Genomic DNA, 24,252 nt, shown 5'->3' with positions numbered 1-24,252 from the left:
AAGCGCCTTGTAACCGTCATCTCCAATCAGTATTTTTACGTGCGGGGCGCAGGAGGCGGATCATGGGTCTACTCGATATCCTGAACGGCATGCAGAACGGCCCGCATGGGCCGAGTCACCCCACCACGCAGCAGAACGGCGGCATGTCGCCGATGACGATGGCCATCCTCGCGCTGCTGGCGTGGAAGGCGGTGAAGCACTTCTCGCAAGGCAATCAGCAGCCCAATGCGGCGCCTGCGCCGGTTCCGCCGCCGCAGCCGACCGGCCGTCAGGGCGGGCCGCTTGGCGGCGGGCTTAGCGGGGGACTTGGCGGCGGACTTGGCAACATTCTCGCCGGAGGACTTGGCGGCCTGCTGGCCGGTGGTGCAGCAGGCAGCGTGCTGTCCGGCGGCCTCGGCGATCTGCTGCGGCAATTCCAGGAGAACGGCCACGGCGACACCGCCAATTCCTGGGTTTCGCCCGGTGAGAACAAGCCGATCTCGCCCGGCGACCTCGCCAACGCACTCGGCGCCGACCAGCTCGATCAGCTCACCGCGCAGAGTGGTCTGTCGCGGGACGAACTGCTGAACGGGCTGAGCCAGTACCTGCCGAAGGTGATCGATCAGCTGACGCCGGACGGACGGCTGCCGACCGAGCATGAGCTCGCAGGCCGGATCTGACGATCCTGGATGACGTGACGGGAAGGACAGGACTCGTGTTGCACATTCTCATCGTCGGGCTGGTTGCAGGCTTCCTCGCGCGGATTCTCTCGCCAGGGCCTAACAATCCCTCCGGCTTCATTCTGACCGTCGTGCTCGGCATCGTTGGCGCGTTCGTCGCCACCGCGATCGGGCAGACGATCGGCCACTACAGCCCAGACGAGGGCGCCGGCTACATCACGGCGACCATTGGCGCCATCGTCGTCCTGTTCGTGTGGAACCGGCTGGTCGCCAGCGGCAAGGTCCGCGATTTCAACGGGTAGCGCCGACGTCGCCCGTCATTGCGGACGAAAGCGACGTGTGCGCCGGCGCGCGAACGGCATCGGCCGAAGCAATCCAGCGTCTAAGAGCTGGACTGTCTCGGCTGCTCGCAACGACTACCCGACCAGATGCATCCCGGCATCCATACGCACGACCTCGCCGGTCATGTGCCCCGATGCCGGGGTGGCCAGGAACGCGACCAGCTGCGCGATGTCCTCTGCCGTCGACGCGGCGCGCAGCGGCACGCGCGCGACCACGGCATCACGCACCTGCTTGGCGCCGGCCTCGCCACGGCCCTTGGTGAACCAGGGCGTGTCGATATAGCCAGGACAGACGGTGTTGACGCGGATCGACGGCGCCAGCGCGCGCGCCAGCGACAAGGTCATGGTGTTGAGCGCGCCCTTGCTGGCGGCATAGGCCACGGAGGAGCCGATGCCGCTGATGCCTGCGACCGAGGAGACGTTGACGACGGCGGAGGCGCGGACGCTCGCCTTGGCGGCGGCTTCGAGCAGCGGACGCGCCGCGCGGATCATCTGGAACGGACCGATCGTGTTCACCGCGTAGATGCGCTGAAAATCCTCGGCCGACAGGCCATCCAGCTGATCGTGCGGGACATGCTTGGTGGTGCCGGCATTGTTGACGAGCGCATCGAGCCGTCCCCAGGGCGCGGCCGCCGCGACGATGGTCTTGCAGTCCTCGTCGCGCGACACGTCGCCCTGCACCACGACGACGTCGGCGCCCGCCGTGCGGCAGAGATCCGCCGTCTGCTCGGCTTCGGTCTTGCTGTTCGAATAATTGACGACGATGCGCATGCCGGCCTTCGCCAGCAAGAGCGCGGTCGCGGCCCCGAGACCCGATGCCGAACCCGTCACGATCGCGCAAAGACCCTTGGTCGGCATGCCGGCCTCTCCCTCTCATCTGATCCGGCTGCCTTCTTAGCCAAGTTCTGGTGCCGTGCAAATCGCTGCAATCTCCGCAACGCGGAAATCAACGCAGCCCATGCGGCGCGCGGGCACGGCGTTGCGGCGCCAGCGCTTGTCATCATCGCCGCTTGCGCTCATCATGCCGGGCAAACGACCGACGCGGATCTCGTGCTGCAGCGAGGTCGAACAAGGTCGAATAATCAGGACGAGGAACGCCGTGGCGGAAGCTGAGAACATCGTGGTCGCGACCGCGGAGAAGATCTTCGCTGATCTCGCCGATCCGCAGACGATCAATCACGACAAGAACGGCGGCTGGCGGCTACCGCTGTGGCAGGCGCTGAGCGAGGCCGGCCTGCCGCTCGCATGGGTCGCCGAGGAGCTCGGCGGGGCCGGTGCCGATCTCGCCGACGGCTTCGCGGTCGTCAATGCTGCCGGCCGTTTCGCCGTCGCGGTGCCGCTGGCGGAGACGCTGCTGGCCGGCTGGCTGCTGCAACAAGGCGGCATCGCTGCGCCCGAGGGCAGCATGACGATCGCGCCCGCGCGCCCGAACGACAGGATCGCGCTCGGCGCCGACGGCACGCTGTCCGGCCGCGCCCGTGGCGTCGCGTTCGCCAAAGCGGCAAGACACGTCGCGGTGGTCGCCCATGGCGATGACGGCGTCTCGATTGCGCTGGTCGCGGCGGACCAGTTGCGCATCGAGCCCGGCCTGTCGCTCGCCAACGATCCTAGCGACACCGTCATCTTCGACAGGATGGCTCCGGTGGCCATCCGTTCGGCGCCCGCCGGCTTCGATCAGGACAACATGATGCTGATGGGCGGCGTCGTGCGCGGCCTGCAGATCGCCGGCGCGCTCGACCGGCTGCTCGAGATCAGCGTCACCTATGCCGGCGAGCGTGTCGCGTTCGAAAAGCCGATCGGCAAATTCCAGGCGGTGCAACATAACCTTGCACGGCTGGCCGGCGAGGCTGCGGCCGCCAACGCCGCCGCGACCTCGGCGGCCGATGCGATCGCCCGCAGCGGCGCCTTCGACGACGCCGTGTTTCTCGAGGCTGCATCGGCGAAGATTCGCTGTGCCGAGGCGGCCGAAAAAGGCGCCGCGATCGCCCACCAGGTGCACGGCGCGATCGGCTTCACCACCGAGCACATCCTGCACCGGTTCTCGCTGCGCGCGCTGGCCTGGCGCGACGATTTCGGCTCCGAGAGCCACTGGGCCGTCGCGCTCGGCCGGCGCATCGCTGCGCGCGGCGCCGACGAGCTGTGGCCCCTGGTCGCATCACGCTGAAACGAAACGAGAAGGATAGCCGATGACCGCGCTCCGTTTCGATCCGATCCGTCTGCCGCCCGAATGCGAGGAACTGCGCAAGGAGGTGCGCGCCTTTCTCGCCGAGGAGATCGCAGCCGGCACGTTCAACCCGTTCCAGCCGCTGCGCGAGGATGCCGATGCCCGCGAGTTCTCGCGGCGGGTTGGCGAGCGTGGCTGGATCGGTATGACCTGGCCGAAAAAATATGGCGGTCACGAGCGCTCGTTCCTGGAGCGCTACGTGGTGACCGAGGAGATGCGGGTCGCCAACGCGCCGGTGCGCCGCTTCTTCGTCGCCGACCGCCAGAGCGGGCCGATCCTGCTGCGCTATGCGCCCGAACATATCAAGATGGACATCCTGCCGCGGATCTGCCGCGGCGAATTGTGCTTCGCCATCGGCATGAGCGAGCCCAATTCCGGCTCGGACCTGTTCGCCGCCAAGACCCGCGCGACCAGGACCGAGGGCGGCTGGCTGATCAATGGTTCGAAGATCTGGACCACGTCGGCGCACATGGCCGACTACATGATCGCGATCTTCCGGACCTCGCCGGCGACCAAGGAAAACCGGCGCCACGGGCTGACGCAGTTCCTCGTCAACATGAAATCGCCGGGCATCAAGGTCAACCCGATCGGACAGATCACCGGCCAGAAGGAGTTCAACGAGGTCGTCTTCACCGACGCGTTCGTGCCCGACGATCATCAGCTCGGCGAGATCGACGGCGCCTGGAAGCAGGCGACCTCGGAGCTCGCCTATGAACGGTCGGGGCCTGAACGCTTCCTTGAAACCTATTATGTGCTGACCGAGCTGGTGCGCGCCGTGGGTCCTGATCCTGACACCCGTGGCGCGGAGGGCATCGGCCGCCTGGTGGCGCAGTTGCACACGATGCGTCGGATGTCGGTCTCGGTCGCCGGCATGCTGCAGGCCGGCAAGGAGCCGGTGGTGGAGGCCTCGATCGTGAAGGATGTCGGCACGATCTGGGAGCAGCAACTGCCGCACCGCGTGCGCGATCTCGCGGCCTTTGTCGAGGAGGAGGCGGGCAATCGCGAGACGCTGGAGAACCAGCTGAGCTTTGCGATCCGTACCGCGCCGAAGCTCACCATTCAGGGTGGCACAACGGAGGTGCTGCGCGGCATCATCGCGCGCGGGCTGGGGCTGAGGTGAGGCCGGGTCGCATCCTGGCTATCGCAAGCTGACAGCATCGACAACACACTCCGTCATTGCGAGCGATGCGAAGCAGTCCAGGACCGAGCAAGGACTCTGGATTGCGTCGCTTCGCTCGCAATGACGCCCCGAGAAGCAGAATTGGAGATCCCCACATGACCCACTTTCCTGACATCGGCGTCGAGATCCACGGCCATGTCGGCCTGATCGAGATCCGCCGGCCGCCGCTCAACTTCTTCGACATTTCGCTGATCAACCAGATCGCGGATGCGCTCGAGGGCTTCGACCGCGACATCGAGATCCGCGCGTCGGTGCTGGCGGCGCAGGGCAAGGCGTTCTGCGCCGGCGCCAACTTCACCGACCCGGCGCGGCAGGCGCAGGAGGCAGCCGAGGCAAAAGGCGACCCGGCCGACAGTCTCGGACCGATCAACCATCTCTATATGCAGGCGGTGCGCATTTTCCGCTGCAAGAAGCCGATCGTGGCCGCCGTCCATGGCGCGGCGATCGGCGGCGGGCTGGGCCTCGCGGTGTCGGCCGATTTCCGTGTCACCTGCCCGGAAGCACGCTTCTCGGCCAACTTCACCAAGCTCGGCTTCCATCCGGGCTTCGGACTGACGGTGACCTTGCCGGAGCTGATCGGCAAGAACAACGCCGAGCTGATGTTCTACACCAGCCGCCGCGTCACCGGCGAGGACGCCTATAAAATGGGGCTCGCCAATGAATGCGTGCCGCAGGACCAGGTGCGGACAGCCGCCATGAAGCTCGCCGCAGAGATCGCCGAATGCGCCCCGCTCGGCCTGCTTTCGACCCGCGCCACGATGCGCGCCGGCCTCGCCGACCGGGTGATGGCCGCCACCGAGCACGAGCTTGCCGAGCAGACACGGCTCCGCGCGACGGAGGATTTCAAGGAAGGCGTCAAGGCCACCGAGGAACGGCGCTTCGCGAATTTCAAGGGGCGGTGAGCAGAGGGCCGGTGCTGCGGCTGGCCCGACTCGCAGACGCGCTCACGCGGTGAGCGTGAAGGTCACACCGGCAATCTCGAAGCGATCATGTGACATCCGATAGCCGCGCGCCCGCGCGGCATCGGCGACACGCGCTGCGTCCGCGACGAGGAACGTCAGGCCGCTCATGAGCTCGCGCTCACCCGGCTCGACACGGATGCGGGCATTCGGCAGCGTCAGCTGTTGGACGCCGTCGGCACGCGTTGCAGGGGCCAGGTCCAGAATGCGGCCCCAATGCGCCGCCAGCGACGCCGGTTCGGGGCTCTGCAGCGCGACCTCCGTCAGCGCGCGGGTCACGTCGCTGCGGATGGCTCGCGTCCAATCCGGCCCCGCGGGCGGATACGGGCCCAACAGGTCGTCGCTTCCCGCGGTGTGATTGAGCTCGATGAAGGCCGCGCGGCAGTCGCGTGGGTGCAACTGCACGCCATGATAGGGCGGATGATCGATGACATTGGCGGTCCGCACGCCCATGGCATTGGCGCGAGCGGCCCGGCTGTCCGGATCCTTGCAGGTCAAGATCGCCATATAGCCGCCGCGTCCGCCGCTCTTCTCCAGGAAGCGGCCCGCCGCGGTGCCATCGCGGATCGGCGCCACCACTTCGAGCAGGATCGGCCCGACGGGCAGCAGCGCATTCTCCAGCCCGTATTTGCCGACATGCGGATCACGATAGCAGACGTCGAGGCCCATGATCGCCGCGATGTCCGACACCACCGGCGCGAGCCGCGGCGCGACGAGACAGATCTGGCGCAGATGGAGATCGATCATGGCGCCGGCCCGGCCTATCGGCCTCGGAACACTGGCGCCCGTTTCTCGACGAAGGCCTTTGCGGCCTCCTTGTGATCCTCGGTGTCGCTGCAGCGCGAGTGATGCACCGCCTCGGCATCGAAGCAGGCCTCCAAGGTCATCGTCTCGGCATTGTTGATGTTGCGCTTGATGTAGCCGAGGGTCACGCTCGGTCCCTCCGCCAGCGACAGCGCAAGGGCGCGCGCGGCGGCGTCGACCTCGGCGTCTGGCACCACCTTCGTCACCATGCCCAGGGCCAGCGCCTCCTGCGCGGAAAGGATCGGGGAGGTCAGATAGAGCTCGCGGGCCTTGGCGCTGCCGAGCAACTGCGTCAGGAAATAGGTGCCGCCAAAATCACCCGACAGGCCGACCTTGGCGAAAGCGGTCGTGATCTTGGCGGAGGCTGCGGCGACGCGGAGATCGCAGGCGAGCGCAATCGAGAGGCCGGCGCCCGCAGCGGCGCCGTCGATCTGCGCGACGACCGGCTTCTGCATCTGGTGCAGCAAGCGCGACACCTCCATGCGCTCGCGCAACGTCGACACCTTGGTCTCGAACGACGGCGCCCCCTTCGCCTCGGCCATCGCCTTGACGTCGCCGCCGACGCAGAAGGTGCCGCCGGCGCCTTTGAGAAGCACCGCGCGCACCTCCGGGTCATCGGCCGCGCGATGCGCCGCCTCGACGAGCCCCTTGGTCATGTCGCTGTTGAGCGCGTTGCGCCGCTCAGGACGGTTCATCGTGATCGTGAGCAGGCCGGCGTCCAGATGCTGCAGCACGGTGGTGTTCGTGGTCATGACGGAACGTCTCCGGGTTGGCCCTCGATGCGAAGAGCCGCGAGTCCCGCCTGCGGCGAGCCCGGCGGCTTCGCGCCATGGCGATTGCTACTTTTTCAACAGCGGACAGCGCGACAATTCCAGAGACTGGAAGGCCTCGTTGCCGGGCACCGTCGCAAGCAGCTTGTAGTCGTCGGACTTGGCCTTCGACTCCGAGGGCTTCTTGACCTCGAACAGATACATGTCATGCACCATGCGGCCGTCCTCGCGAATCCGGCCGCCCTTGGCGAACATGTCATTGATCGGGGTTGCCCGCATGACCTTCATCACGGCGTCGGGATCCGTGGTGCCGGCCGCCTTCACCGCCTTCAGATAGTGCGTTACCGACGAATAGACGCCGGCCTGGGCCGAGGTCGGAACCCGCTTGGTGCGCTCCATGAAACGCTTCGTGAAGGCGCGGGTCTCGTCGTTGAGATCCCAGTAGAACGCCTCCGCGACCAGCAGCCCCTGCGCGGTCTCCAGCCCGACGCTGTCGATATCAGAGACGAAAGCGAGCAGCGGTGACAGCTTCTGGCCCCCCTTGGTGAGGCCGAATTCCGCGGCCTGCTTGATCGCGTTGATCGTATCGCCGCCGGCATTGGCGAGCCCGATTACCTTGGCCTTGGAGGCCTGCGCCTGCAGCAGGAAGGACGAGAAGTCGGACGTATTGAGCGGATGCCGCACGCTGCCCAGCACCTTGCCGCCGGACTTCACCACGACAGCGGTCGTGTCCTTCTCCAGGTCCTGGCCGAAGGCGTAGTCGGCGGTGAGGAAGAACCAGCTATCGAGGCCGGACTTCACGGCCGCAAGGCCGGTGACGTTGGCCTGCGCGAACGTATCGAACACGTAGTGCACGGTGTAGGGGCCGCAGGCTTCGTTGGAAAGCCGGACCGAACCGGGGCCGTTGAAGATGATGATCTTGTTGCGCGCCTTGGCGATCTCGCCAGCGGCGAGCGCGGTGGCGGAGGCCGCGACGTCGTAGATCATCTCGACGCCCTGATTGTCGAGCATGTCGCGGGCAATGTTGGCGGCGAGATCGGCCTTGTTGAGATGATCGGCCGCGAGCACCTCGATCTTGCGTCCCAGCACCTCGCCGCCGAAATCCTCGACCGCCATCTTCGCCGCGGTCTCGCTGCCGGGACCGGTGATGTCGGCATAGAGACTCGACATGTCGAGAATGCCGCCGATCTTCAGCGGCGGCTTGCTCTGCGCATGCGCCGCGCCGACCGACAGCGTCAGCGCTGACGCCAGCATGAACAACGACGCAGCCGCGCCGCCAATGGACCTGTTCATCGATTCCTCCCTGCCGGACATGCCGCTACATGGCGGCAGCCTCGTTGATAGTTCGCATCATGGCGCAGGCGCATCTCAGCGGCAAGCACTCACAAGTGCCATCGCGCAACGTGGTTTTCCGCTTAATGGAATGGATGAAAAGTGCCATCATGCAGCATGGCAAATGCGTCGACGATCCGCTGCGGACTTCGCAACAGAGATTGGCTCGGGGCCGTCCTGATATTGGCGACGCAGTCAGTGGCCATCACGACGAGCGGCGCGGCGCCCTGCATGTTCGCGACCTTGGGCGAGGGGCGCGTCACCGAGATCGTCGATGCGCGCAGCTTCCGATTAGCTGATGGCCGCGAGGTCAGGCTCGCCGGCATCGAGCCGCCGCCGGACAATGCCGCGGCCGCCGTCGCGACCCTCGGCGCGCTGCTGCGCGATCGCGATGTCGTGCTCCGCGGCGAGGACGATGCCCCGGACCGCTATGGCCGCCAGCGGGCCTTCGCGTTCCTGGCGGGGGAGGAGCGCACGGTCCAGGGCGAGCTGCTGGCGCGCGGCAGCGTCCTGCGTGGCACCGATGTTCAGGACCGGGATTGCGCTCTCACCCTGGTTGCAGCGGAGGCAGACGCGCGCATCGCGTCGCGCGGACTCTGGACGTCCCCGACCGTCATAAAAAACGCGGAAAGTCCAGACGATATTTTGGCTCGCGCAGGGCTATTTACGGTTGTCGAAGGGAAGGTGTTGTCCGTACGACAGACAGGGACAACAACTTATCTGAACTTCGCGCGTAACTGGACACGGGGCTTCGCGGTGATTATTCCAAAGCGTATGATGCCGGTAATGGAAGGTGCCGGCATCGACACAAAATCACTTGCGAATCGGCGGGTTCGGGTGCGCGGTTGGATCGAGGCGCATCAAGGCCCGAGACTGGAACTGACGCAGATCGCACAGATCGAGATGTTGAGCGGCAACTGATCCGCGAAGGTACGTGAGTAGCGACGTGAACCTGTCTGTTCGTGCACGCATGACGATGGTGAACTGCGGTTCGCGGATCGCACCAGCTTTGCTGTGCGTCGGCTTGATGCTGGCCGGCTGCAGCGACATGGGCAAGCTGCAGCAAGCGACTGCGCCGATGCCGACGCCGCGGCCGAAGCCGGCGATGGTTCAGAGCACGCCCGCCAGCGATCGCGAGCACGAGCGCATTTTGGCAACCTACGGCGGTGCCTATGAGGATCCCCAGCTCGAGGGCCTGATCAGCCGTATCGTCGACCGGCTGGTTGCCGCGTCGGACCGGCCCGACCAGGGCTACAAGGTCACGATCCTGAACTCGGGTGCGGTCAACGCCTTCGCGTTGCCGACCGGACAGCTTTACGTCACCCGCGGCTTGATCGCGCTTGCCAACGACACCTCGGAACTGTCGTCGGTGCTGAGCCACGAAATGGCGCATGTGCTGGCGCGTCACGCCGCGATCCGCGAGGACCAGGCGCGCCAGGCGGCGGTCGTCACCCGCGTCGTGTCGGACATGAGCAATGATCCGGATCTGACGGCGCTGGCGCTCGCCAAGACCAAGCTGACGATGGCGAGCTTCTCGCGCACCCAGGAGTTCGAGGCCGACGGCATCGGTGTCGGCATCTCGGCCAAGGCCAAGTTCGATCCCTATGGCGCGGCCCGGTTCCTGACCTCGATGGAGCGCAATGCCGAGCTGAAGGCCGGCAAGGTCGCGATCGACCCCCGCGCGCAGGATTTCCTCTCCTCGCATCCGGCGACGCCGGAGCGGGTGCAGAATGCGGCGGCGATTGCGAAACAATACGTCTCGCCGGAGGCCAGGGAGCACGACCGCGAGACCTATCTGGCCGCGGTGGACAATATCGTCTTCGGCGAGGACCCCAGCGAAGGCTTCGTGCGTGGGCGGCGGTTCCTGCATCCCAAGCTGGGCTTCACGTTCCAGGCCCCCGAAAACTTCACCCTCGACAACACCGCGCAGGCGGTGATCGGCGTGCGCGAAGGTGGCGCCCAGGCGATGCGGTTCGACGTCGTGCGGGTGCCCGCACAGCAGACGCTCGGCGATTATCTCAACTCCGGCTGGATGGAGAATGTCGACAAGTCAGCGACCGAGGAGCTGACCATCAACGGCTTCCCGGCGGCGTCGACCACGGCCAGCGGCGACCCCTGGCAGTTCAAGGTCTATGCGCTGCGCGTCGGCAGCGACGTCTACCGCTTCATCTTCGCGTCCCGCCAGAAGAGCACCGAGAGCGAGCGCAACGCGCGCGAGACGGTGAATTCCTTCCGCCGCCTCAGCCTTGAGGAATCGCAGTCGGCGCGCCCGCTGCGCATCAAGGTCATCACGGTCCAGCCGGGCGACACCGTCGAGTCGCTGGCGCACCGGATGTCCGGCGTCGACCGCCCGATCGAGCGCTTCCGCGTTCTCAACGGCCTCGACGCCCGCGCCCAGGTCAAGGTCCGCGACCGCGTCAAGATCGTGGTGGAGTGACGCGGCCCGCCGGGCAGGCGTGTTTCTGACGGCTTGCCCTGCCCGCGCACATGCTGCTGTGTCGCGCGGCGGCCTTTGGTCAGTGCAGGCGGCGGTCGCTGAGGGCTAGTCTGGACGCCCCTGAATGAACAAATGCCGTGAATGACCAGCCTGTGGCCTGCAGCGACGCAATTTCGACGATCATTCGCTTGACGCCAGCTTGGGCGTCGGCGGCGCGGCGCACCACGAATTTTCCTCCGGTCGCCACAGAAGCACCTGCTCCTCCGTCCTGGCTTGAACGACCGGCTCAAGATCGCCTGCGGCTTGCCGTCCCTCGTGGACGACAGCTCCCGATGGGGCTGGCCCTCGGTAACCGGCCTCCTCAAGCGCTGCAGCCAGAGCGTCATCTGCCGCCGCTCCGCGGCCTCGAGGCGGGCGTCCTCAGAGCCCTCGCGCCCGGGTTTCCATGTCGACGCAGAGCAGCCCACAACGGCGCCTGCCGCCCCTTCTGAGCCTGAGCCGGGCTTCCGGAGGGCCGACCACAAGCTCCAGGCGCGCGAGGCAAGGCTCGGCACCGCGCCCCAGGGTCATGAGGGGGCGGCGATGGGCCGCCGTCGCGCTCGCCAAACAAAAAGCCCGACCTTGCGGCCGGGCCTTCGTAAGCAACAAATTCGAAAACGCGCTAACGATTGATCAGGCGGCCTCGTCGGCCACGGCATTGTCGTCGCCGTCGATATCATCGATATCGCCCTCGGCGTCGGCATCACCCTCGGCCACCGCATCGGCTTCAGTCTTGGCGCCGCGGCGCGGGCTCTTGGCGAGCTGCGTCTCGATCTCCTTGACGGCCTCGGTTTCGGTCGAGTGCTGCACGACCGCAATCTCGCGCGACAGACGGTCGAGCGCGGCTTCGTACAGCTGGCGCTCGCTGTAGGACTGCTCCGGCTGCGACTCCGAACGATACAGGTCGCGCACGACTTCGGCGATCGCGACAATGTCGCCCGAATTGATCTTCGCTTCGTATTCCTGGGCGCGGCGCGACCACATCGTGCGCTTGACGCGGGCACGGCCCTTCAGCGTCTCCAGCGCCTTCTTGACCAGCGCCGGATCGGACAGCTTGCGCATGCCGACATTGGCGACCTTGGCGGTCGGCACGCGCAGCGTCATCTTGTCCTTGATGAAGTTGATGACGAACAGCTCAAGCTTCGCGCCTGCGATCTCCTGCTCCTCGATGGCCAGGATCTGGCCGACGCCGTGAGCAGGATAGACGACGAATTCGTTGGTCTTGAAGCCCTGACGCTGGGTCGGCAACTTCTTCTCCTCGACCCGGGGAGCAGCAGCGGCAGCCGCGGGCGCCGGAGCCGGCTTGGCGGCGGCAGGGGCCTTGGCAGCGGCGGCAGCCGCAGGAATAGCCGTCTTGGTAGCCTTGGGCGCAGCTGCCGGCTTCGCTGCGGTCTTCGCAACAGAGTCCTTTGCAAGAGTGGTCTTCGCGGCGGATGCTTTCGCGGCAGTCTTGGCAGTCTTTTCAGGCATTGCGCTTCTTTTGTTCTTGGTGGACTTGGCAGCCGAGGCCTTTGCGGCAGCCCGAATCTCCTTTACAGGAGCTCGTGCACGGCCCTTGGAAACGCTGCGGCTGGCCGCGGCGGCTTTTTTGGTACTCTTGGAAGCACTCTTTTTACGCGTTTTCTGTGACACAGCCTGCGCGCGGAACTGCCACGCCCCTGTTTGATGTTGCGGGAACCTAAAAGGGCGGCCAAAAAAGTATACGCATGGCCGGGTTCGGCTCTGAGAATGTGCCATATATAGCACATTTCCCGCAAAAATCAATGATTTAGAGGGCGCAGGGGCGGTATTGTGACGGATCCGCAAAGTTAGGGTTAAACGAGGCGCGCTTGTTTCGAAGAATTTTGCGGCCGTCCCGCCGGCTGCAAAATCGTCCTACCCCTTTGTTTGCGCGCCGGGATTCCTCTCGGCTGTGATCTCTCGGCGAGGCCTCGATGAGGGCTTGGCCGCGCCGCCTCGGGTTGCTCAGTCGCCGGCGCCCGGCTTGGGCGAAAAATATTTCTCGAACTTGCCGGCCTCGCCGTCGTGCTCCTTCGCATCGCCCGGCGGGTCCTTCTTCTGGGTGATGTTCGGCCAGGCCTTGGCATATTCGGCGTTCACGCCGAGCCATTTCTCGAGCCCCGGCTCGGTATCCGGCTTGATGGCGTCGGCCGGGCACTCCGGCTCGCAGACGCCGCAATCAATGCATTCGTCCGGATGGATCACGAGCATGTTGTCGCCTTCGTAGAAGCAGTCTACCGGGCAGACCTCAACGCAATCGGTGTATTTGCATTTGATGCAGTTTTCGGTGACGACGTAAGTCATCCAGGGCTCCGGAACGGATCGACAAATCACGCCTGCACTAGCGCAGGACGTGATGTGCCGCAAGTGAAGCAGAACGAAGAACTGAACCGCTGTCGGATTGAACACAGCAGATCGTCATCGTGCGCCGCCATCGAGCTCATCATAGAGCGCACGGGCCGATGTCGCATCGCCGCGGCGCTCGGCGAAGGCGGTCACCCTGAGCAGGCGCACATTGCGGTCGAGCGCGATCGTCAGCACGTCCCCCGCTTTCACGCCATGGCCCGGCGAGGTTTCGCGGACGCCGTTGATGCGGACATGGCCGGAGGTCACCAGAGCCGCGGCGCTGGTGCGGGCCTTCACCACCCGCGCATGCCAGAGCCATTTGTCGAGGCGCTGGCGCTCTGAAGGGACGTCGGACGTCGGCGTTGTCATCTCGGCTCGGCGCGCTCAAGCGACGCGGATCAGTCCTTGCGGTTGTTCGCCGCGAGTTGCTCCTTGAGCGCGGCGAGCTTGGCAAACGGCGAGTTCGGATCGACCGGCCGGTCGCGGTCCCGTCCGCCGCCGCCGCTGGAGGCGTAGGGCCGCAGCGCCGGGCCGCCGTCGCGCTTGTCGCGACCGCCTTTGCCGAAGTCCCGGCCGCCACGGTCGCCGCCGAACTTGCCGCCCTTGTTGCGATCGCGGTTCTGGTCGCGCCCCTTGGCGTCCTGGTCGCGGCGCGGACCACGGTCCTCACGCGCCGGCGCGCCTTCGGCCGGCGCCGCGGCCGCCTCACGGGGGCCCTTCCGGAAGTCCTTGCCGAACTCCTTCATCCGGTCGCGGCGACCATGGCCGCGATGGCGGTCGCGCGTCTCGCCCTCGGCTGGCGCCGCGCCAGCGGCCTGCTCGCCACCGGCCTGCTGTCCGCCAGCGGCGGGCTGTCCGCGGTCGTGCTGCGGGCGCTGGTGCCGGTTGCGCTGATGGTGGTCATGGCGCGGCCGGCGCTCCTCCGAACGCCCGCCAGGCCGCCAGACCTCGATAAGAACCGGCTCGGCCGCGACCGCCGGCTCCGCCTCGGCGGGCACAGCCTCGGCAGATGCTGCGCCGGCCGGCGTCGCCTCGCCGGTTGCCGGCTGCGCGGCCTCGGTCTCAGCGGCGCCGGACGCAGCGTCCACCGCGACCGCATCTGGAGCCGCCGCATCGGGCGCGGCGGCTTCAGGCTCACCAGCCGCAGCCCGGGCAACGAAATCGACAAGTGGCAACGACGCCAGCGCGGAGACCGGCGCGGGCGCCTCATCGGCCGGCGCGGTCTGCGCAGGAGACTCCGCGAGCGCTTCGGGCGCGGCCATCAGTTGCTCGGTCACCGGCGCGACGGCGGCTTCCGCCAAGGTCGGAGCCTGCTCGGGGGAACTCGCCTCGACCGCATCGGCCGACGGCGTCTCTGCCACCACGGCCTCGCCGGTCGCCTCCGCCGCAGCGGGAGAAACCTCTGCCGCCGGCGACTCTGCGGGCTGCTCGACCACCTTCGGCGAAAGCGGCGGGCGCTTTTCCATGCGGTAGCCGAGGGCGCGCAGAATCGAGGCGAAATCCTCGCCGGCCGACCCGGTGAGCGAGGTCATCGCCTGGGTCACGACGAAGCTGCGGCCGTCGAAGGCCCCCGCTGGCTTCTCGCCCGGCGCATTCTCACGCCAGGCCAGCGCGGGACGAATCAGATCGGCGAGGCGCTCGAGAATGTCGACACGGACAGCGCGCTCGCCGGCCTGCTTGTAGCCGAGCACCCGATAGGCATCGCGCGGCAACGCCTTGTCGACCGGGAACGACGTGCGGCCCGAGCTCGCCAGATGCTGTGCGCCGGTCAGCGCCGACATGTCGACATTGCCCTGCTTCTCGGCCCACAACAAAGCGGCCAGCGCCCGCGCGGCGGGCTTGAGCAGAGCCGGGACATAGATGTGATAGGCCCCGAAGCGCACGCCATATTTGCGCAAGGTCGCCCGCGAGGGCTGGTCGAGATCCTTCATCTCGTTGGCGATCTTTGCGCGTTCGATGACACCCAGCGCTTCCACCAGCTGGAAGGCGATGCCGCGCGCGATTCCCGTGATGTCCTCGGCCTTGGACAGCTCGAACAGCGGCCCGAGCAGCTTCTCGATATGGGTCTTCAGCCACAGATCGAGCCGCGCCTGCACCTTGTCGCGCGCCGCGCCCGTCAGGCGCTCATCGGCGATGATCCGCAGCCGCGGATGCAGCGCGTCGTCCGCGGCGACGAGCTTGGCGACCGCATCGCCGGTCCAGCGGATGGTGCCGTCGGCGGTCAGCACGAGATGCTCGTCCGGCGCATTGGACAGCTTCTCAGCCCGGGCCTCGATCTCGCCAGCCAACGCCTTCTGGGCGGCAGCCTGCAGGGCCTTGGCTTCAGAGCCAGCCTCAGCGGCGTCGGGCGCGAAGGTGAATCCATCGAGGCGACCGATCGTGTGCCCTTCAACGATCACTTCGCCGGTCTTGCCGATTTCCGTATTCAAAACACTGTTCTCCCGCAGGCGCCGCATCAATACACTGGTACGACGATCAACGAAACGCTCCGTGAGCCGTTCATGAAGGGCGTCTGACAATTTATTTTCAAGTTCGCGGGTAATCCCCTGCCAATAGTCGGGATCACGCAGCCAATCCGGTCGGTTCGCGACGAAGGTCCAGGTGCGAATTTGTGCAATCCGGCCCGACAACGTGTCGATGTCGCCGTCGACACGGTCGGCCTGATCGACCTGCGCGGCATACCAGGCATCGGGAATCCGCCCTTTCTGCATCAGAAACCCGTAAAGCGTGGTCACGAGCTCGGCATGAGCCGCCGGCGACAGCCGGCGATAATCCGGGATCTGGCAGGCCTCCCACAGACGCTCGACGGCCGCCGCGCCATGGGCCATATCGCGCACCTCGGCGTCGCGCGCGGCGTGATCGAGCACGCGCAGATCCTCCGCGATCGGCGCCCGCGTCAGCGCCTCATGCGCAGGCGCCAGCGCCAGCGACACCTGCAGCGCGCTCAGGGACGCGAAATCGAGCCTCGAATTGCGCCATTGCAGGACCTTCACGGAATCGAAAGTATGGTTCTGCAGCGCGTTGACCAGCTCCGGCTCGAACGGCGCACAACGCCCAGTGGTGCCGAAGGTGCCGTTACGCGTTGCACGGCCCGCACGCCCCGCGATCTGAGCAAACTCCGACGGGTTGAGACGACGGAACTGATAGCCGTCATATTTGCGGTCGGAGGCAAAAGCGACGTGGTCGACATCGAGATTGAGACCCATGCCGATGGCATCGGTGGCGACGAGATAGTCGACGTCGCCGTTCTGGAACATCTCCACCTGCGCGTTGCGCGTTCGCGGCGATAGCGAGCCCAGCACAACCGCGGCGCCGCCATGCTGGCGCCGGATCAGCTCGGCGATCGCGTAGACCTCGTCGGCGGAAAAGGCGACGATCGCGGTCCGGCGCGGTTGCCGCGTGATCTTGCGGTCGCCGGCGAATTCGAGTTGCGACAGACGCGGCCGCGTCACCATCGAGGCGCCCGGCAACAGCCGCTCGATGATCGGGCGCATCGTCGCAGCGCCGAGCAGCAGTGTTTCGTCGCGACCCCGGCGGTTGAGAATCCGATCGGTGAAGACGTGGCCGCGCTCGAGATCGGCGGCGATCTGGATCTCGTCGACGGCGAGAAACGAGACATCGAGATCGCGCGGCATCGCCTCGACGGTCGAGACCCAATAGCGCGGAGCCTTCGGCTTGATCTTTTCCTCGCCGGTGATCAGCGCCACCGCCTCGCTGCCGACCCGGTCGGCGATCTTGTTGTAGACCTCGCGCGCCAGCAGCCGCAGCGGCAGGCCGATGATCCCTGAGGAATGCGCGAGCATGCGCTCGATCGCCAGATGCGTCTTGCCGGTGTTGGTCGGGCCGAGCACGGCGGTGACACCGTTGCCGGCAACGCGATCGGGCGTGCGCTCGAAAGGCGAGGCAGCCGAAGAAGACGAAAAAGCCATTCGTTAAATTTGGGTCTCGGGCCGGCGTTGTAGGCGCGCGGGTCAGGCGCGATGGATGCTGAATTTGTCGGGGTTCTGAAGCGGCTGCGATCCTCGCCCTTGTCTCACATTGTGACGTATATAGTGACGCCGCTTAAGCTTCGGAACGCCTTGAGAACGAATCACGAAGGAATCGCTGACTCCATCGCCTTTCCGGCTTCGTTCACCGCAACATCTCGCGCTCTGCGTTGACCACTCCACTAGATCAAGCTTTTGGCCAGTCCACAAGCAACGCTTTCGCCATGGAACCGCCACGCATGGTCACAGGGTCTGAGTCGAATCAGAATAAGGAAAGAGTCAAACGGATTCGCGCAAAACGGCGATGACGCGAGCGTGTGAGCCAAGCTTTCGGCTGCGCTCGGACGTTCACAGGGCAGCCGCCGGCGATGAGAGTCTGCCGCTACTGCGTCTTGGCGACGTGCGGTGTCGCCTGGGTGATGAAGGACGTGGCCTCCAGCATCGCGGTTCCCAGCGGCGTCGGGATCACCATCTTGAACGGCACCAGGACGCGGGTGCCCGCGATCGGCACGAAGAAGATCTCCATGTTGCGGGCCTGAGCCAGATATTTGATCACGGGACGATCAGGGATGTAGCCCGCCACCGGCGTGAAATAGATCGCGCAGACCAGCGCCGGGCCGCGATAGCCCTTGTCGGCCTTCACGTTCTCCATGCGCTTGTAGTCGAGCTTGAGCTCGTAGCGCATGCGCCCATCGAACACCGGCGCCGCTCCGCGGCACGAATCCGGCGCCAGCAGCTCGCCATTGCCGGGCACGCGCACCAGCGAGGCCGTCATGGGATCGAGCACACCGCGCTTATGCGCATCCGTCACCGGAATACGGTCGGGATCGACCGGCGGCGTCGGCTCGATGGCGAAATCCTTCACATTCCCGTTCTGCAGATTGATGTGGATCTGCTCGGACTTCTTCCCCGTGGTGGTCGAGGCCTGGTAGCTCTGGCCGACCAGCGCACCATTGACCACACGTCCCTGGACTGCGCCGGTACCGGCCCCCTGCGAGAAGCTCTTGAGCAGCCCGGCGGTGCCCCCCTGGGCCGAGGCCCCATATTGGTCGTCGCCGATCTCGACCGCCCAGGTGCCCTTGCCGACAGGGATACCGGCGAGCGAAGCTTCATATTGCGCATCCAGCCGGGCCTGCGCCTGGGCGTTCTGGGCCAGCAGCAGCAGGCCGAGAGCGGAACCGGCCGCGACCAGCCGACAGGAGAGGAATGAGGAAGCCGAAATGATGCTCACGTGAGGGATGATCCTGCCGATCCGCCTGCCTGTGCGCCGGATCACCCCGGCGCGTCGTCCTTGCTACTTAAGCCAAAAACGCCTTCAAACAACGCGAACCATCCGACAATAGCGGCTTGTCCAGCGCTTTGCGCTCCAACCGCCCGCCACAACCGCGCCCAGACATCTGCCGGAGGCTGGGCTTGCGCCTTGCCCGCCGGCGCCTGCTTTGCCGCGTCGCCCTGCTCGCACCGGGATCCGATCCATCGCCCGCGAATACGCCCTTTATATGGTCTAAACTGCCCCCTATACCATTGATTGTACGCCCGCTTTTCGATCCGCCGGCGTTCGCGCCCGGCCCGCAGCTTCATCCCGTGCGGCGCGCGGCGAGGACCCATCGATCGGCGGGCCGCAGCCATCGTGTTTCGCTGCGGCCTTCAAAACCTTGACGAAAAGCCGCATCCCCCCTATAGGACCGCATCTCCCAGAGAAGAGCTGGACGAGTTTTGGACCCCCGCGGCCCGCCGAGACTGGCGGACGAAGGGTGCGGGGATGAGAGAGGATTTATTGCCATGTCGCGGCGCTGTGAACTGACGGCCAAGGGCCCCCAGGTTGGCCACAAGGTCAGCCACTCGAACATCAAGACCAAGCGGCGCTTCCTGCCGAACCTGTGCAACGTGACCTTCATCTCGGATGCACTCGGCCGCAATGTGCGCCTGCGCGTCTCGACCAATGCGATCAAGAGCGTCGACCACAATGGCGGCCTCGACGCCTATCTGCTGAAGGCGAACGCCGCGACGCTGTCGCCGCGCGCGCTGGAGCTGAAGCGCGCGATCGAAAAGAAGGCTGCCGAGGCAGCGCCGGTCGCGAAGGCCAGCTGAATTCATCAATGACGCGAAAGCGGGTGCATCAAGGCCCCGCTTGAGCACGTCGAGTAAAACTACGGCCGGATCGCAGGATCCGGCCGTTTCTGTTTGACGACGCCCGACAGCGCCTGGACGACACTTGACTGCAGGCACGAACACCTCGCGCGACGGGCGACGTGCGACCAAGACCAGCGACCGGAAGTTCACAACGCAGCCTCATCATCGAGCGACATCGCCGTCCGGAGCACGCCCGCCACCTGTCGACGACGCGAGCCGATCGCCACTGCCAACCAATCTCCCCAAGCTTCGTCGGATGCTCTACACTCGTTGCGGTAGAATTATTGTGGGCATTACGCTGCCATGAAGAACATTGTCATCTGCTGCGACGGCACCGGCAACGAGATCAGCGAGAACATCTCGAATGTCCTCAAGCTCTATCGCTGCCTGCGCAAGACCGACAAGACGTCGCCGCATCAGGCGGTGTTCTACGATCCCGGTGTCGGCACGCTGACGCAGCCCGACAGCTGGCATCGCTTCAAAGCCAACTTCAACATGGTGCTCGGGCTTGCGACCGGCTACGGGCTCGACGACAACGTCATCAATGCCTATTGCTTCCTCGCGACGCATTACGAAGACGGCGACCGCATCTTCCTGTTCGGTTTCTCGCGCGGCGCCTATACTGTACGCGTGCTGGCCGGACTCATTCACAAGGTCGGATTGATCTCTCCTGATCAGATCAATCTCGCCGGCTCGGGCGTGATCGCCTACAAGAAATACTCGTCCGACAATCCGAAGGCCGGGCGCGGCGTCACCACCGAGCTCGAGAGCACCGAGGAAGACGGACCGATTCCGGAAAGCCGCGACGACCAGGCCGCGCAATTCGCGCGGATCACGTCGTCACGCTGGCCGACCATCCACTTCGTGGGCGTATGGGATACGGTCGCGAGCGTCATCGTGCCGCGCACCGATCGCCTGCTTGCATGGCCCAGCCTGGAAGAACTCGCTTTCACCATCCAGAATCCGAGCGTGAAGATCTTCCGCCAAGCGGCAGCGATGGACGAGCGGCGCTGCATGTTCCGCCTCAAGGCATGGAACATCCCGCAGACCTTCACGCCAAACCGCTTCAACAAGGCGCAGGCGCGGCCGCAGGATGCCAAGCAGGTGTGGTTCGCCGGCGTGCATTGCGACGTCGGCGGCGGCTATCCGGAAGCGCAATCGGCGGCGTCGAAATATCCATTGCTATGGATGATCGATGAGGCGGTCGAGGCCGGGCTCGCGGTCAACCCGCGCACCGTCAACCAGCTGGCCTGGGGCGTTCAGCGCAAGAACAGCCCGTTTCATTATGTCGCCCCGAGCGTCCAGGGTCAGCTCCATCACTCGATGACGCCAGCCTGGCGTCTGCTCGAATATCTTCCCAAGAAGGCCAAATACAAGGAATGGCCGGAACGCAAGGTGCATTTCGGCTTCTACATTCCGAATTGCGAGCCGCGCTTCATCCCCGACGGCGCCTTCATCCACGAAAGCGTCCTGATGCGAATCGCGGAATCGAAGGACTATCGACCGGTGAACCTGCCGGCGACCTATGAACGCGTACCGCTGCCGATCAAGCAGAAGGCGGACTAAGATAGCGATGTTGGTTGGAGCAGGCGCTTTCGAACACCCCGTTGCGGCTGTCCGGATCATGCTCGAGCGCCGGTCGGCGCCGCACCGGCGGCTATGCTGCCGCGACCAGGGCGCCGCCTGGCGGCGAGATGTCAGATCATCTTCAGATGAATGACGCCATCCGTGACTTCGCCACGGGCAAATAATTCGCGGGCCCGCTGCTCGAACACGGTGCGATTTCGCTGCAAATAGGCAAAGGCCTGATTGCGGGTGCAGAAGCTGGTCTCGAGGTGGCAGACCTGCCGCGCAGAACCGATCGCCAGCGCAAACGCGATCGTCTTCCCTTCGCCGTCCGCATCATCCTTGGCGATACGCAAGTTCAATGCGATGGATCTGGCCACGTCAGCCTCCTCGGCAGGACATTACAGCTGGACGCGAAACACTCGCCTGGACACGCGCTGACGCCATAGCAGCAGGCGCACAAACGCGCGCTCTAACGGAGCGCCTTCTTCCGTCGCTTGGGACTTGGCGCAGAGGCCGCAGCATTGCCCGCCATTGCGTCCTCGGCTTCCTTGGCAAGCCTGAGTGCGCGCAGCCGCGCCATGTTCTGGCGTATTGCAGCGGCACGTTGGTCGGTATCGGCCATCGCCTTGGCGCCCTCTTCGGCAGCGATCTGCCGCCGCTGCGCCCTGGCGACGCTCTCTGGCGATGGCTCCGAGGCTCGCTTCGCCATGGACAGCTCCTTCCGCAAGGCTGCGGTTGTCGTGCGAACGCAAATGGCCCGCTCAATCGCAGGATCGAGCGGGCAAACCAACCATTTCAGTACATCCGTGAAATGGCTTGGCAGTGATCAAGCCAGCGAGAGATTCTCTGCGCTGACCTTGCCACGCATCTTGTCGGTCTTCAGGTCGAAGTTGACCTTCTGGCCTTCGGCCAGCCCGCCCAGACCAGCACGCTCGACGGCGCTGATATGAACGAAAACGTCAGTTCCGCCGTCCTGCGGCTGAATGAAACCGAAACCCTTCTGACCATTAAACCACTTAACGGTACCCTGCGGCATGTTCTTTCTCCAAGAAATCAATCATCGCACGACGACCGCGCGATCTCATTCAACTGAGCGATGACTTCGGGAAATAGCCCACGGGCACATTCAGAAAGGCACAGCGGCTAATCGAACTCCTGTCAAACTAAACCTTTCCGGCGAGAATACAAGGCCGCGAGCAAAAATGTTTCGGCGTCGCAGCGCGCCCAATCAGCGAGCTGGCGTTGGCTGCCCACAACGCCTATCTTCGTCACACCATCGATAACGGCCCGGCCATCGATGGCTGAGAGACACATTGTGCTCCCGCCTTCCCCCGAAGCGGATCACTGTGTCGAATGGCAGCGCGCACAACTCATTAGATCGAAAGATCGCAGCCGTCCGGCTCACGCGATGCCGGACCAGCACCGCTGCCGTTGCTTTTGCCTACAGACATTTCGACAAATGAAGCAAGGAGGACGCTTTTGCAGGTTCTGGTTCGTGACAATGACGTCGACAAGGCGTTGCGCATCCTGAAACGGAAGATGCAGCGCGAAGGTGTCTTCCGCGAGATGAAGCGCCGCAGAGCCTATGAGAAGCCGTCGGAGCGCAAGACGCGCGAGAAGTCGGATGCGATCCGGCGCCAGCGCAAGGTGGCCCGCAAGCAGGCCATTCGCGAGGGACTGCTGCCCGCTCCCGTGAAGAAGATATTGCAGCCACGACCGCCGCGCGGGCTGCCGCCGAGCTCCGCACCTACGACTGGCAGCGGTCCTGCAAGGGCTTAGTCTCCGAAACGATCGCTGATCCCGCGCGAGCATTGCTGGCGCGTCCCGGACGGATCCTACGAGATCACCGCCATCTCGGGGCGGCGTCTGGGCACGGCCGCGAGCAGCTCGCGCGTGTAGGCGTGCTCAGGATTGGCGAACAGCGCCGCCGTCGGCTTCAGCTCGACAATCTCGCCCTTCTGCATCACGGCGATGCGATCGCAGATCTGCGCGGCGACGCGCAGATCATGCGTGATGAACAGCATTGACAGGCCGAGCCGCGCCTTCAAATCCTCCAGCAGGCGCAGCACCTGCGCCTGCACGGACACATCGAGCGCGGAGACGGCCTCATCGGCGACGATGATCTCCGGATCGAGCGCGAGCGCGCGTGCGATGCCGATGCGCTGGCGCTGACCGCCGGAGAATTCATGCGGATAGCGACCGGTGGCGCCGGCATCGAGCCCGACCATCGCCAGCAGCTCCTGCGCACGCTTCAGCGCAGTATCGAGCGGCGTGCCACGCGCCACCATGCCATCGGCGATGATGCGACCAACCTTGCGGCGCGGGTTCAGCGACGCGAATGGATCCTGGAAGATCATCTGGATGCGATGCCGCTGGGCGCGCAGCGCGCGGCCTTCCAGCGCGGTGAGATCGACGTCGCCGATGCGCACCGTGCCGCGGTCCGCTTCGATCAGCCGCATGACGAGCCGCGCGACCGATGACTTGCCCGAACCGGACTCTCCGACCAGCCCGAGCGTCTCACCCTGGTGGATGGCAAAATGCACCGCATGGGCGGCGCGCGTCTCGCGCTTGGGGCGGAACCAGCCCGTCGGCGTCAAATAGGTCTTGTCGAGGCCGATCACCTCCACGGCCCGCGGCGCCGCCTCGCGCGATTGCCGCGGCGGCGGATCGAAGGACGGAACCGCAGCAAGCAGCGCCTTGGTGTAGTCGTGCTGCGGGCTGCCGAGCACCGCGGCGGCCGTGCCCTCCTCGACGACCCTGCCATGGCGCAGCACCACGACCTGATCGGCGATATCGGCGACGACGCCGAAATCATGGGTGATGAACATGACAGCCATGTTGTGGCTGGCCTGGAGATTGCGGATCAGCTTGAGGATCTGTGCCTGCGTCGTGACGTCGAGCGCGGTGGTCGGCTCGTCCGCGACGAGCACGGCCGGCTCGAGCGCGAGCGCCATCGCGATCATCGCACGCTGGCGCTGGCCGCCGGAGAGCTGGTGCGGATAGGCCCGGATGATGCGCTCCGGATCGGGCAGGCCGACCTCGCGCACCAGCGCCAGCGCCTTCGCGCGGCGCTCCCGCGGCGTCAGCAAATCGTGCGCCTCGAACACCTCCATCAGTTGGTCGCCGATCCGCATCAACGGATTGAGCGCGGTCATCGGCTCTTGGAACACCATCGCGATGCGGCGGCCCCGCAGATCGCGCCAGCCGTCCTCGTCGACGGTCAGCAGATCGCGTCCGTCGAAGCGGATCTCGCCGCTGTCCACCTTGACTGTGTCGGGCAGCAGGCCGAGCAGCGCATGGGCGCACATCGACTTGCCCGAGCCGGACTCGCCGACGACGCAGACGATCTTCCCCGCAGTGAGATCGAACGAGACACCATCGACGGCATGCGTGCGCTCCGCGCCGTTCGGCAAAGCGATGCGCAGGTTCTTGATGGCAACGACGGGATCAGAAACGACGGGATCAGACATGGG

At 65.6% G+C, this 24,252-nt stretch carries 24 protein-coding genes; 10 read left to right on the top strand and 14 right to left on the bottom strand.

All coding sequences use genetic code 11. The annotated features are described in order from the left end of the window. Positions 1-62 precede the first annotated feature (62 nt). Positions 63-659 carry a YidB family protein gene (locus HL671_RS05680; RefSeq protein WP_012047272.1) on the top strand — a complete coding sequence of 199 codons (597 nt, stop codon included), beginning with the start codon at positions 63-65 and terminating at the stop codon, positions 657-659. Between the two features lie 35 nt (positions 660-694). Continuing rightward, the gene (locus tag HL671_RS05675; protein WP_172235844.1) at positions 695-961 is read left to right on the top strand and encodes a GlsB/YeaQ/YmgE family stress response membrane protein; all 267 of its coding nucleotides are present in this window, start codon (positions 695-697) and stop codon (positions 959-961) included. 114 nt (positions 962-1,075) lie between these two features. Here HL671_RS05675 and HL671_RS05670 read toward each other — a convergent pair whose 3' ends face one another. Together HL671_RS05670 and HL671_RS05665 are read right to left on the bottom strand one after the other, a co-directional pair. Then, positions 1,076-1,858: an SDR family NAD(P)-dependent oxidoreductase gene (locus HL671_RS05670; RefSeq protein ID WP_012047274.1), complete on the bottom strand. Its 783-nt coding sequence runs from the start codon at positions 1,856-1,858 to the stop codon at positions 1,076-1,078. A gap of 36 nt (positions 1,859-1,894) precedes the next feature. Further along, positions 1,895-2,119, bottom strand: coding sequence for a hypothetical protein (locus HL671_RS05665; protein ID WP_148221562.1), 225 nt, complete (start codon positions 2,117-2,119; stop codon positions 1,895-1,897). Between HL671_RS05665 and HL671_RS05660 the strand changes: the two genes are divergently transcribed. The 3 genes from HL671_RS05660 (at position 2,100) to HL671_RS05650 (ending at position 5,306) form a co-directional block, all read left to right on the top strand. Continuing rightward, positions 2,100-3,164 (top strand): acyl-CoA dehydrogenase family protein, encoded by a 1,065-nt coding sequence (locus tag HL671_RS05660; RefSeq protein ID WP_012047275.1) that lies wholly within the window; start codon positions 2,100-2,102, stop codon positions 3,162-3,164. The genes HL671_RS05665 and HL671_RS05660 overlap by 20 nt on opposite strands. A gap of 22 nt (positions 3,165-3,186) precedes the next feature. Next, positions 3,187-4,344 carry an acyl-CoA dehydrogenase family protein gene (locus HL671_RS05655; RefSeq protein WP_172235843.1) on the top strand — a complete coding sequence of 386 codons (1,158 nt, stop codon included), beginning with the start codon at positions 3,187-3,189 and terminating at the stop codon, positions 4,342-4,344. Positions 4,345-4,499: 155 nt separating this feature from the next. Then, positions 4,500-5,306, top strand: coding sequence for an enoyl-CoA hydratase/isomerase family protein (locus tag HL671_RS05650; protein WP_012047277.1), 807 nt, complete (start codon positions 4,500-4,502; stop codon positions 5,304-5,306). A gap of 42 nt (positions 5,307-5,348) precedes the next feature. Here HL671_RS05650 and HL671_RS05645 read toward each other — a convergent pair whose 3' ends face one another. The 3 genes from HL671_RS05645 to HL671_RS05635 all read right to left on the bottom strand — a co-directional run bounded on the left by HL671_RS05645 (position 5,349) and on the right by HL671_RS05635 (position 8,191). Then, positions 5,349-6,110 (bottom strand): VOC family protein, encoded by a 762-nt coding sequence (locus HL671_RS05645; protein WP_172235842.1) that lies wholly within the window; start codon positions 6,108-6,110, stop codon positions 5,349-5,351. Positions 6,111-6,124: 14 nt separating this feature from the next. After that, positions 6,125-6,919, bottom strand: a complete 795-nt coding sequence (locus HL671_RS05640; RefSeq protein WP_012047279.1) for an enoyl-CoA hydratase — start codon at positions 6,917-6,919, stop codon at positions 6,125-6,127. 87 nt (positions 6,920-7,006) lie between these two features. Then, positions 7,007-8,191: an ABC transporter substrate-binding protein gene (locus tag HL671_RS05635; RefSeq protein ID WP_172235886.1), complete on the bottom strand. Its 1,185-nt coding sequence runs from the start codon at positions 8,189-8,191 to the stop codon at positions 7,007-7,009. A gap of 309 nt (positions 8,192-8,500) precedes the next feature. Here HL671_RS05635 and HL671_RS05630 point away from each other — a divergent pair, with 309 nt between their 5' ends. Further along, a complete protein-coding gene (locus tag HL671_RS05630) occupies positions 8,501-9,190 on the top strand; it encodes a thermonuclease family protein (RefSeq protein ID WP_041751109.1) in 690 nt (229 codons plus the stop codon). 49 nt (positions 9,191-9,239) lie between these two features. Beyond that, complete coding sequence (locus HL671_RS05625) at positions 9,240-10,706, top strand: M48 family metalloprotease (protein ID WP_012047282.1); 1,467 nt, start codon at positions 9,240-9,242, stop codon at positions 10,704-10,706. A gap of 672 nt (positions 10,707-11,378) precedes the next feature. On the opposite strand, the gene HL671_RS05620 is transcribed toward HL671_RS05625, so the two are convergent. The 5 genes from HL671_RS05620 to HL671_RS05600 form a co-directional block, all read right to left on the bottom strand. Further along, entirely contained in the window at positions 11,379-12,215 is an 837-nt protein-coding gene (locus HL671_RS05620) for a CarD family transcriptional regulator (RefSeq protein WP_012047283.1), read from the bottom strand. Between the two features lie 495 nt (positions 12,216-12,710). Next, the gene (gene fdxA, locus HL671_RS05615) at positions 12,711-13,049 is read right to left on the bottom strand and encodes a ferredoxin FdxA (protein ID WP_012047284.1); all 339 of its coding nucleotides are present in this window, start codon (positions 13,047-13,049) and stop codon (positions 12,711-12,713) included. 114 nt (positions 13,050-13,163) lie between these two features. After that, a complete protein-coding gene (locus tag HL671_RS05610; RefSeq protein ID WP_172235841.1) occupies positions 13,164-13,460 on the bottom strand; it encodes an RNA-binding S4 domain-containing protein in 297 nt (98 codons plus the stop codon). Between the two features lie 29 nt (positions 13,461-13,489). Next, positions 13,490-17,020, bottom strand: a complete 3,531-nt coding sequence (locus HL671_RS05605; protein WP_172235840.1) for a helicase-related protein — start codon at positions 17,018-17,020, stop codon at positions 13,490-13,492. Between the two features lie 439 nt (positions 17,021-17,459). Then, positions 17,460-18,269 carry a DUF3108 domain-containing protein gene (locus HL671_RS05600; RefSeq protein WP_172235885.1) on the bottom strand — a complete coding sequence of 270 codons (810 nt, stop codon included), beginning with the start codon at positions 18,267-18,269 and terminating at the stop codon, positions 17,460-17,462. 590 nt (positions 18,270-18,859) lie between these two features. Here HL671_RS05600 and rpmB point away from each other — a divergent pair. Together rpmB and HL671_RS05590 are read left to right on the top strand one after the other, a co-directional pair. Further along, the gene (rpmB, locus tag HL671_RS05595) at positions 18,860-19,168 is read left to right on the top strand and encodes a 50S ribosomal protein L28 (RefSeq protein ID WP_012047288.1); all 309 of its coding nucleotides are present in this window, start codon (positions 18,860-18,862) and stop codon (positions 19,166-19,168) included. Positions 19,169-19,513: 345 nt separating this feature from the next. Beyond that, the gene (locus HL671_RS05590; protein ID WP_172235839.1) at positions 19,514-20,776 is read left to right on the top strand and encodes a DUF2235 domain-containing protein; all 1,263 of its coding nucleotides are present in this window, start codon (positions 19,514-19,516) and stop codon (positions 20,774-20,776) included. A gap of 131 nt (positions 20,777-20,907) precedes the next feature. Here HL671_RS05590 and HL671_RS05585 read toward each other — a convergent pair whose 3' ends face one another. The 3 genes from HL671_RS05585 to HL671_RS05575 form a co-directional block, all read right to left on the bottom strand. Beyond that, positions 20,908-21,156 (bottom strand): hypothetical protein, encoded by a 249-nt coding sequence (locus HL671_RS05585; RefSeq protein WP_012047290.1) that lies wholly within the window; start codon positions 21,154-21,156, stop codon positions 20,908-20,910. Between the two features lie 92 nt (positions 21,157-21,248). Then, on the bottom strand, positions 21,249-21,488 hold the full coding sequence (locus HL671_RS05580; RefSeq protein WP_012047291.1) for a hypothetical protein: 240 nt from the start codon (positions 21,486-21,488) through the stop codon (positions 21,249-21,251). A gap of 117 nt (positions 21,489-21,605) precedes the next feature. After that, a complete protein-coding gene (locus HL671_RS05575) occupies positions 21,606-21,815 on the bottom strand; it encodes a cold-shock protein (RefSeq protein ID WP_012047292.1) in 210 nt (69 codons plus the stop codon). A 443-nt stretch (positions 21,816-22,258) separates the two neighbouring features. On the opposite strand from HL671_RS05575, the gene rpsU reads away from it, so the two are divergent. Further along, a complete protein-coding gene (rpsU, locus tag HL671_RS05570; protein WP_012047293.1) occupies positions 22,259-22,558 on the top strand; it encodes a 30S ribosomal protein S21 in 300 nt (99 codons plus the stop codon). Between the two features lie 56 nt (positions 22,559-22,614). Here the strand turns inward: rpsU and HL671_RS05565 are convergent, their stop codons facing one another. Beyond that, on the bottom strand, positions 22,615-24,249 hold the full coding sequence (locus HL671_RS05565) for an ABC transporter ATP-binding protein (protein ID WP_172235838.1): 1,635 nt from the start codon (positions 24,247-24,249) through the stop codon (positions 22,615-22,617). Positions 24,250-24,252: the final 3 nt, after the last annotated feature.

The organism is Bradyrhizobium denitrificans (assembly GCF_013179005.1).
In the GTDB taxonomy this organism is placed as follows: domain Bacteria; phylum Pseudomonadota; class Alphaproteobacteria; order Rhizobiales; family Xanthobacteraceae; genus Bradyrhizobium; species Bradyrhizobium denitrificans.
The sequence above is the reverse complement of the archived record's forward strand: the minus strand, read 5'-3'. Positions and strand labels throughout refer to the sequence as shown.

What these genes read in the sequence shown, in the direction of transcription:
- HL671_RS05680 (WP_012047272.1), top strand. Translation starts at nt 63, where the DNA reads ATGGGTCTACTCGATATCCTGAACGGCATGCAGAACGGCCCGCATGGG.
- HL671_RS05670 (WP_012047274.1), bottom strand. Translation starts at nt 1,858, where the DNA reads ATGCCGACCAAGGGTCTTTGCGCGATCGTGACGGGTTCGGCATCGGGT.
- HL671_RS05665 (WP_148221562.1), bottom strand. Translation starts at nt 2,119, where the DNA reads ATGTTCTCAGCTTCCGCCACGGCGTTCCTCGTCCTGATTATTCGACCT.
- HL671_RS05655 (WP_172235843.1), top strand. Translation starts at nt 3,187, where the DNA reads ATGACCGCGCTCCGTTTCGATCCGATCCGTCTGCCGCCCGAATGCGAG.
- HL671_RS05650 (WP_012047277.1), top strand. Translation starts at nt 4,500, where the DNA reads ATGACCCACTTTCCTGACATCGGCGTCGAGATCCACGGCCATGTCGGC.
- HL671_RS05645 (WP_172235842.1), bottom strand. Translation starts at nt 6,110, where the DNA reads ATGATCGATCTCCATCTGCGCCAGATCTGTCTCGTCGCGCCGCGGCTC.
- HL671_RS05640 (WP_012047279.1), bottom strand. Translation starts at nt 6,919, where the DNA reads ATGACCACGAACACCACCGTGCTGCAGCATCTGGACGCCGGCCTGCTC.
- HL671_RS05635 (WP_172235886.1), bottom strand. Translation starts at nt 8,191, where the DNA reads ATGCTGGCGTCAGCGCTGACGCTGTCGGTCGGCGCGGCGCATGCGCAG.
- HL671_RS05630 (WP_041751109.1), top strand. Translation starts at nt 8,501, where the DNA reads ATGTTCGCGACCTTGGGCGAGGGGCGCGTCACCGAGATCGTCGATGCG.
- HL671_RS05625 (WP_012047282.1), top strand. Translation starts at nt 9,240, where the DNA reads ATGACGATGGTGAACTGCGGTTCGCGGATCGCACCAGCTTTGCTGTGC.
- HL671_RS05620 (WP_012047283.1), bottom strand. Translation starts at nt 12,215, where the DNA reads ATGCCTGAAAAGACTGCCAAGACTGCCGCGAAAGCATCCGCCGCGAAG.
- fdxA (WP_012047284.1), bottom strand. Translation starts at nt 13,049, where the DNA reads ATGACTTACGTCGTCACCGAAAACTGCATCAAATGCAAATACACCGAT.
- HL671_RS05610 (WP_172235841.1), bottom strand. Translation starts at nt 13,460, where the DNA reads ATGACAACGCCGACGTCCGACGTCCCTTCAGAGCGCCAGCGCCTCGAC.
- HL671_RS05605 (WP_172235840.1), bottom strand. Translation starts at nt 17,020, where the DNA reads ATGGCTTTTTCGTCTTCTTCGGCTGCCTCGCCTTTCGAGCGCACGCCC.
- rpmB (WP_012047288.1), top strand. Translation starts at nt 18,860, where the DNA reads ATGTCGCGGCGCTGTGAACTGACGGCCAAGGGCCCCCAGGTTGGCCAC.
- HL671_RS05590 (WP_172235839.1), top strand. Translation starts at nt 19,514, where the DNA reads ATGAAGAACATTGTCATCTGCTGCGACGGCACCGGCAACGAGATCAGC.
- HL671_RS05580 (WP_012047291.1), bottom strand. Translation starts at nt 21,488, where the DNA reads ATGGCGAAGCGAGCCTCGGAGCCATCGCCAGAGAGCGTCGCCAGGGCG.
- HL671_RS05575 (WP_012047292.1), bottom strand. Translation starts at nt 21,815, where the DNA reads ATGCCGCAGGGTACCGTTAAGTGGTTTAATGGTCAGAAGGGTTTCGGT.
- HL671_RS05565 (WP_172235838.1), bottom strand. Translation starts at nt 24,249, where the DNA reads ATGTCTGATCCCGTCGTTTCTGATCCCGTCGTTGCCATCAAGAACCTG.